The sequence below is a fragment of the Pseudomonas sp. L13 genome (assembly GCF_009935965.1).
Taxonomy (GTDB): domain Bacteria; phylum Pseudomonadota; class Gammaproteobacteria; order Pseudomonadales; family Pseudomonadaceae; genus Aquipseudomonas; species Aquipseudomonas lactis.
This window is the reverse complement of record NZ_QODJ01000068.1, coordinates 21,038-28,556: the sequence shown is the minus strand read 5'-3', so window position 1 is coordinate 28,556 and position 7,519 is coordinate 21,038. Positions and strand designations below refer to the sequence as shown.

Below are 7,519 nucleotides of genomic sequence, written 5' to 3'. Positions count from 1 at the left end.
AACGGGGCGCCTAAGATCAAAAGCAGATCAAGATCAAGAGCGACTCGCTTCGCATCGTGGTTACCGTCGGCTGCTACGGTCTGCAAAGTTGTGTAGATGCCTAGGGTTATCGCAGGCGAGCCAGCTCCCTCGCCACAGTGCCCTGCATCCTATTCACCTGTCAGGTTTGACAGTAGACACTGGCCCTTGATCGAGGGATGTTTGCCCCTAACGTGCCAGCGCAGCGGTCGGCGCTCATTGCTTTTCGAAGCCACGCTTAATAGGGATATTAACAATGGAACGGGAACTGATCGACGAAGTTGAAGAGCTGATCAAAAAGACTAATGACGCCGAGCGTCTGTTCACCCGATACGCCACCAAGTGCTACACATCAGCCTTGCAAAAATATGCCAAGGACATCAGCGAAACCTCCTATACCTACCTGCTGGCCGAGCTGGCCGAAAGTTCGCTGAGCTCGGAAATCCTCGGCCGCCCGGGCGCCAATATCAGCCTGGTCAGGATCGAGATAGAGGAGATCATGCTTGAAGCCGATGTGATCAAGAAACTCAAGCGGGCCGAAACCCATTACCTGGAAACCCTGGAATCGGTGCGCAAGTTCGAAGACCTCAAACGCTTCGAAAAAATGCAGGACACGTCCGATATAGTCCGCTCGATAAAACTCGGCGTGTCACGTTTCAATATCCTGTTTGTCATCCTGCTGATCGGTGGGTTGACCTGGGCGGCGATCAATCTGCCTAAAGAAGCGTTGGCGTTGATTTCTGCGGCGATCGGCGGCGCCATCACCCACTTGTTGTCTGAGCGCCAGGCGGTCCTGGCGCTGAAAAAAGACGGCGATAACACCTGCCCCAGGGCCAACAATAACAATCAGGAATGACGCGGCTTCACAGCGGCGTCAACACATTCATCACCGTATCCAGCGCCACCCGCGTGTCATCCAGTTGCACCAGCGACGCATGCCGCGCACCCAGGGCATCGCGGTTCTGGATCGCCGTGAGGATCGCCTTGTGCCGCGGTAGACTCAGGCCCTGAATGTCCGGGCGGCGGTTGGTGATGTTGATCGACTCGCGCAATGGCAGCGAGAGCATGTTGCACATATAGGCGAGCAGGTCGTTGCGGGTGGCGTCGGCAATCGCGCGGTGGAAGTCCAGGTCGGCCTGCAGCAGGTCCTCGTGGGTCTTGGCGGTTTCCATGCCTTGGTAAGCTTGTTCGATGGTGGCGATGTCTTCATCGGTGGCGGTGGTCGCGGCCATGGCGGCGATCTCCGGTTCAAGGATGCGGCGCACCCCGGCCAGGGTGTTGAAGAACTCGCTGTGGGGCGTGGACTGCATCAACCAGGACAGCACGTCCGGGTCGAGCAGGTGCCATTTCAAGCGTGGCCGTACCACCGCGCCTACCCGTGGCTTGGAATACACCAGGCCCTTGGCGCTGAGCACTCGCGTGGCTTCGCGCAATACCGAGCGGCTGACCTGGTATTCCTCGCACAGCGTGGCTTCCATGGGCAGCCGTTCTTCAGGCTTGAAGCGACCGGAAACGATGTGCATGCCCAAGTCCTGAACGATCTGGGCATGCTGGCTCTTGCGCGGCTTGGGCGGCTGGTGATCCATAACGACGGGGAGGCTCTGGCTTAGATTCGCCGCATCATAGCATCCCAATTAGTGGGAATGCCGTGGGACTTCCGCCCCGCGACAGCCCACCAGGAAGTCAAAGTCACAGCCTTGGTCGGCCTGCAGCACATGGTCGATGTACAGCTGGCGATAGCCGCCGACGATGAGGTTCTGTGCGGGCGGCAGGTCGGCCATGCGCGCTGCCAGCTCGGCGTCGGGAATGTCCAGGTGCAGACGGCCATTGGCGCAATCGAGTTCGATCCAGTCACCTTCCTTCACAGTCGCCAACGGCCCGCCCGCAGCGGCTTCCGGTGCCACGTGCAACACCACGGTGCCGTAGGCGGTGCCGCTCATGCGTGCATCGGAAATGCGCACCATGTCCGTCACGCCCTGGGCCAGCAGCTTGGCGGGCAAGCCCATGTTGCCGACTTCGGCCATGCCAGGGTAACCCTTGGGGCCGCAGTTTTTCATGACCAGGATCGAGTTGGCATCCACGTCCAGCTCCGGGTCGTTGATGCGTGCCTTGTACATGTCGAAGTTCTCGAACACCACGGCGCGGCCACGGTGCTGCATCAGTTCGGGGCTCGCGGCCGAAGGCTTGAGCACCGCGCCCAGGGGCGCGAGGTTGCCACGCAGCACGCAGATGCCGCCGTCGGCGCGGATCGGGTTGTCGAGGGTGCGGATCACTTCGTCCTGGCCGTAGATCGGCGAGTCCTGGGTGTTCTCTCCCAGAGACTTGCCGTTGACCGTCAAGGCGTTGGGGTGCGGAATCAGGTTGGCTTCACCCAGGCGGCGCAGCACGGCGGGCAGGCCACCGGCGTAGTAGAACTCTTCCATCAGAAAGCGCCCGGAGGGTTGCAGGTCGACGATGGTCGGCATGCCGCGCCCGATGCGGGTCCAGTCATCCAGGTCCAACTCGACGCCGATGCGCCCGGCGATGGCTTTCAAGTGAATGACCGCGTTGGTCGAGCCGCCGATGGCTGCGTTCACGCGGATAGCGTTTTCGAACGCCTCCTTGGTGAGGATCTTCGACAGCTTCAAGTCTTCACGCACCATCTCCACGGCGCGCATGCCTGACATGTGCGCCAGTACATAGCGACGCGCATCCACGGCCGGAATCGCCGCGTTGTGGGGCAGGGAAGTGCCCAGTGCTTCGGCCATGCAGGCCATGGTCGAGGCCGTGCCCATGGTGTTGCAGGTGCCCGCCGAACGCGACATGCCACCCTCGGCTGCGAGGAAGTCATCCAGGGTGATGGTGCCGGCCTTGACCTGTTCGCTGAGCTGCCACACCACCGTGCCCGAGCCGATGTCCTGGCCCTTGTGCTTGCCGTTGAGCATCGGCCCGCCGGTGACGACGATGGCCGGCACATCACAACTGGCCGCGCCCATCAGCAGTGCGGGGGTGGTCTTGTCGCAGCCGGTGAGCAGTACCACGCCGTCAATCGGATTACCGCGAATCGCTTCTTCTACATCCATGCTCGCCAGGTTGCGAGTGAGCATGGCGGTAGGGCGCAGGTTGGATTCGCCGTTGGAAAACACCGGGAACTCCACCGGGAAACCACCGGCCTCGATCACGCCACGCTTGACGTGCTCAGCGATCTGGCGGAAGTGCGCATTGCACGGCGTCAGCTCCGACCAGGTGTTGCAGATGCCGATGATCGGCTTGCCATGGAACTGATGGTCGGCAATGCCTTGGTTCTTCATCCAACTGCGGTACATGAAACCGTTCTTGTCGGCGGTACCAAACCACTGGGCAGAGCGTAGGCCGGGCTTTTTGTCAGGCATGATCGATTCTCTTATTGTATGACTATATGTTCTAACCGTAGCTAAACATAAGCGCAAAAACCAAGCTTTGGAAGTGTTGTTTTGCAAATAGTCCTACTATATAGTCTTTCTCAACTGAGGTATGACCCTGGCGGATTTTCGCGAGAGGCGTCCCCCGAGCTTCTATAAAAACAACAATCGGAGATCGACCCCATGAGCCAGGAACTGCGGCTTATTCGGCGCATCACGCTGAAACTGATTCCCTTCCTGATCCTGCTGTACCTGATCGCCTACGTGGACCGTTCCGCCGTGGGCTTCGCCAAGCTGCACATGGGCGCTGACGTGGGCATCGGCGACGCCGCCTATGGCCTGGGTGCGGGGTTGTTCTTCATTGGCTATTTCCTGTTCGAGATTCCCAGCAACCTGATGCTCGACCGCTTCGGCGCACGGCGCTGGTTTGCGCGCATCATGATCACCTGGGGCGCCATCACCATCGGCATGGCATTCGTGCAGGGACCACACAGCTTCTATGTGATGCGTTTTCTGTTGGGCGCGGCGGAGGCGGGGTTCTTTCCCGGCGTGCTCTACTACATCACCCAATGGTTCCCGGTGCGCCATCGCGGCAAGATCCTCGGGCTGTTCATCCTCTCCCAACCGATTGCAATGATGATCACAGGCCCCGTGTCCGGCGGTTTGCTCGGCATGGACGGCATCCTCGGCCTGCATGGCTGGCAGTGGCTGTTTATCGTGATCGGCACCCCGGCGATCCTGCTGACCTGGCCGGTGCTGCGTTTCCTGCCGGACGGCCCCCAGAAGGTCAAGTGGATGAGCGAGGAAGAAAAAGCCTGGCTCACCGGCGAGCTGCACAAAGACCTGCAAGCCTACGGCCAGACGCGTCACGGCAACCCCTTGCATGCGCTCAAGGACAAGCGCGTGTTGCTGCTGGCGCTGTTCTACCTGCCGGTAACCCTGAGCATCTACGGCCTCGGCCTGTGGCTGCCCACCCTGATCAAGCAGTTTGGCGGCAGCGACCTCACCACCGGCTTCATCTCCGCCGTGCCGTACATCTTCGGCATCATCGGCCTGTTGATCATTCCGCGCAGTTCCGACCGCTTGAACGACCGTTATGGCCATCTCGCCGTGCTCTATGTACTGGGCGCCATCGGCCTGTTCTGCAGCGCCTGGCTCACCGTGCCGGTGCTGCAAATGGCCGCGCTGTGCCTGGCGGCATTTGCAATGTTTTCCTGCACCGCCGTGTTCTGGACCCTGCCGGGGCGCTTCTTTGCCGGCGCCAGTGCGGCGGCCGGTATTGCCTTGATCAACTCGGTGGGCAACCTCGGCGGTTATATCGGCCCGTTCGTGATCGGTGCGCTCAAGGAGTACACCGGCAACCTGGCCTCAGGCTTGTATTTCTTATCCGGTGTGATGGTGTTCGGGTTGCTGCTGACCCTTGTGGTCTACCGCTTGTTGGAACGCAAGCACGTGCTGCCCGTCGACCAATTTGCCGCCAGCGCCCGTGGCGCCACACGCACTTAAATCCAGGAGAATTTGCATGCGTTTAGTTCAGTTCGAGTTGAGCAACGGTGAGCGCCGCGTCGGCGTGGTAGAAGGAAGCCAAGTACGCGAAGTGCGCGGCGCCCACAGCGTGCGTGAACTGGCGCTGGCCGCCATCGAGGCCGGCGGCAAGTTGCAGCACCAGGTGGAGGCCTTTGGCCTGGGCGGCAGCCATGACTACGCCGCGTTGTTGGCGGACCACAAAATCCTGCCGCCGCTGGACCACCCGGACCCGGCCCACATGCTGATCAGCGGCACTGGCCTTACTCACCTGGGCAGTGCCTCGGCCCGCGACAAGATGCACCAGCAGGCCGGCGACGACAGCACGATGACCGACACCATGCGCATCTTCAAATGGGGCGTGGAAGGCGGCAAACCCGGCGCCGGCCAGGCCGGTGTGCAACCGGAGTGGTTTTACAAGGGCGATGGCAGCATCGTCGTGCGCCCGGGCCAGCCCTTCCCGGTGCCGCCGTTCGCCGAAGACGCCGGCGAAGAACCGGAAATCGGCGGCCTCTACGTGATCGGGCATGACCGTAAACCCTATCGCCTGGGTTTTGCGGTGGGCAACGAGTTTTCCGACCATGTGATGGAGCGCAAGAACTACCTGTACCTGGCCCATTCCAAGCTGCGCAGTTGCAGCTATGGCCCGGAGTTGCGCGTGGGCGAGCTGCCCCAGCACTTGGCGGGCACCAGCCGCATCCTGCGCAACGGCGAAGTCATCTGGCAGAACGAATTCCTCAGCGGCGAGGCCAATATGTGCCACAGCCTGGAAAACCTCGAATACCACCACTTCAAATACAGCCAGTTCCTCAAGCCGGGCGATGTGCACATTCACTTCTTTGGCACTGCCACCTTGTCATTCGCCGACGGTATACGTACCCAGCCGGGCGATGTGTTCGAGATCAGCCAGGCTGAATTCGGCGCGCCGCTGGTCAACGGTATCGGCAGCAGCGATGCGGCATTTGAACCCGGCCAAGTCACCCCCCTTTAAGGAGATCAACATGACCCCGTTCCTCGGCCACAACTACATCGGCGGCCAGCGCAGCGCCAACGGCAGCATCAAGCTGCAAAGCATCGACGCCACCACCGGCGAAGCCTTGCCCCAGGATTTCTACCAGGCCACCGCCCAGGAAGTGGATGCCGCCGCCCAGGCCGCGGCCCAGGCTTACCCGGCCTATCGCGCCTTGAGCGCCGCACGGCGTGCGCAGTTCCTGGATGCAGTGGCCGATGAACTGGACGCCTTAGGCGATGATTTCGTCGAACTGGTCTGCCGCGAAACCGCGTTGCCGGCCGCGCGCATCAAAGGCGAGCGCGGGCGTACCAGCGGCCAGATGCGTTTGTTCGCCACCGTGCTGCGCCGCGGTGACTTCTACGGCGCGCGTATCGACAAGGCCCTGCCAGAGCGCCAGCCGTTGCCGCGCCCAGACCTGCGCCAATACCGCATCGGCCTCGGCCCGGTGGCGGTGTTCGGCGCCAGCAACTTCCCCCTGGCATTTTCCACGGCTGGCGGCGACACTGCTGCCGCGCTGGCCGCCGGTTGCCCGGTGGTGTTCAAGGCCCACAGCGGGCACATGGCGACCGCCGAGCGTGTGGCCGATGCGATCATCCGCGCCGCTGAGGCCACCGAGATGCCGGCCGGCGTGTTCAATATGATCTTTGGCGGCGGCGTCGGTGAGGCGCTGGTCAAGCACCCGGCGATCCAGGCGGTGGGCTTTACCGGTTCGCTCAAAGGCGGCCGCGCCCTCTGCGACATGGCCGCGGCGCGCCCGCAACCGATCCCGGTGTTTGCCGAGATGTCGAGCATCAACCCCGTGATCGTGCTGCCCCAGGCGCTGCAAGCCCGCGCTGAAAGCATTGCCCGTGACCTGACCGCGTCGGTGGTACAAGGCTGCGGCCAGTTCTGCACCAACCCAGGCCTGGTGATCGGTATCGCTTCGCCTGCGTTCACCGCGTTCACTCAGCAGGTCGCGCAATTGATCGGCGAGCAACCGGCGCAAACCATGCTGAATGCCGGCACCCTGGGCAGCTACGGCAAGGGCCTGGAAAAACTCCGCTCTCACCCGGGCATCCAGCATCTGGCGGGCAGTGCGCAATCGGGCAACCAGGCGCAACCGCAACTGTTCAAGGCGGATGTACGTCTGTTGATTGACGGCGACGAAGTGCTGCAAGAGGAAGTGTTCGGCCCCACCACGGTGTTCGTCGAAGTGGCCGACCAGGCCCAACTCAGCGCCGCCCTGCAGGGGCTGCACGGGCAGTTGACCGCCACGCTCATCGGCGAACCGGCCGACCTGCAACAGTTCGCCGAACTCACGCCGCTGCTGGAACAGAAAGTCGGGCGCATCCTGCTCAACGGTTACCCGACTGGCGTGGAGGTGTGCGATTCCATGGTTCACGGCGGGCCGTACCCGGCGACTTCCGACGCCCGTGGCACCTCGGTCGGCACGCTGGCCATCGACCGTTTCCTGCGCCCGGTGTGCTTCCAGAACTACCCTGATAGCCTGCTGCCCGACGCGTTGAAAAACGCCAACCCCTTGCGTATTCAGCGCCTGGTAAATGGCACGCCATCGCGCGAATCGCTGTAACTGATCAGGAGGCTT

At 62.1% G+C, this 7,519-nt stretch carries 6 protein-coding genes; 4 read left to right on the top strand and 2 right to left on the bottom strand.

All coding sequences use genetic code 11. The features are described from left to right. Positions 1-274: 274 nt before the first annotated feature. Positions 275-874 carry a hypothetical protein gene (locus tag DK871_RS24745; RefSeq protein ID WP_161906979.1) on the top strand — a complete coding sequence of 200 codons (600 nt, stop codon included), beginning with the start codon at positions 275-277 and terminating at the stop codon, positions 872-874. Positions 875-881: 7 nt separating this feature from the next. Here DK871_RS24745 and DK871_RS24740 read toward each other — a convergent pair whose 3' ends face one another. Continuing rightward, positions 882-1,604 (bottom strand): FadR/GntR family transcriptional regulator, encoded by a 723-nt coding sequence (locus DK871_RS24740; RefSeq protein WP_034126739.1) that lies wholly within the window; start codon positions 1,602-1,604, stop codon positions 882-884. Positions 1,605-1,652: 48 nt separating this feature from the next. Further along, positions 1,653-3,389: an IlvD/Edd family dehydratase gene (locus DK871_RS24735; RefSeq protein ID WP_019817288.1), complete on the bottom strand. Its 1,737-nt coding sequence runs from the start codon at positions 3,387-3,389 to the stop codon at positions 1,653-1,655. A 192-nt stretch (positions 3,390-3,581) separates the two neighbouring features. On the opposite strand from DK871_RS24735, the gene DK871_RS24730 reads away from it, so the two are divergent. From DK871_RS24730 to DK871_RS24720, 3 genes are read left to right on the top strand one after another with little or no spacing between them, the layout of a single operon-like run. Further along, positions 3,582-4,904, top strand: coding sequence for an MFS transporter (locus tag DK871_RS24730; RefSeq protein WP_161906978.1), 1,323 nt, complete (start codon positions 3,582-3,584; stop codon positions 4,902-4,904). A 16-nt stretch (positions 4,905-4,920) separates the two neighbouring features. Continuing rightward, the gene (araD1, locus tag DK871_RS24725; protein WP_161906977.1) at positions 4,921-5,913 is read left to right on the top strand and encodes an AraD1 family protein; all 993 of its coding nucleotides are present in this window, start codon (positions 4,921-4,923) and stop codon (positions 5,911-5,913) included. A gap of 10 nt (positions 5,914-5,923) precedes the next feature. Continuing rightward, positions 5,924-7,504 carry an aldehyde dehydrogenase (NADP(+)) gene (locus DK871_RS24720; RefSeq protein WP_161906976.1) on the top strand — a complete coding sequence of 527 codons (1,581 nt, stop codon included), beginning with the start codon at positions 5,924-5,926 and terminating at the stop codon, positions 7,502-7,504. The last annotated feature ends 15 nt before the right edge of the window (positions 7,505-7,519 follow it).

Coding starts and splice junctions, on each gene's coding strand:
- DK871_RS24745 (WP_161906979.1), top strand. CDS start 275: ATGGAACGGGAACTGATCGACGAAGTTGAAGAGCTGATCAAAAAGACT.
- DK871_RS24740 (WP_034126739.1), bottom strand. CDS start 1,604: ATGGATCACCAGCCGCCCAAGCCGCGCAAGAGCCAGCATGCCCAGATC.
- DK871_RS24735 (WP_019817288.1), bottom strand. CDS start 3,389: ATGCCTGACAAAAAGCCCGGCCTACGCTCTGCCCAGTGGTTTGGTACC.
- DK871_RS24730 (WP_161906978.1), top strand. CDS start 3,582: ATGAGCCAGGAACTGCGGCTTATTCGGCGCATCACGCTGAAACTGATT.
- araD1 (WP_161906977.1), top strand. CDS start 4,921: ATGCGTTTAGTTCAGTTCGAGTTGAGCAACGGTGAGCGCCGCGTCGGC.
- DK871_RS24720 (WP_161906976.1), top strand. CDS start 5,924: ATGACCCCGTTCCTCGGCCACAACTACATCGGCGGCCAGCGCAGCGCC.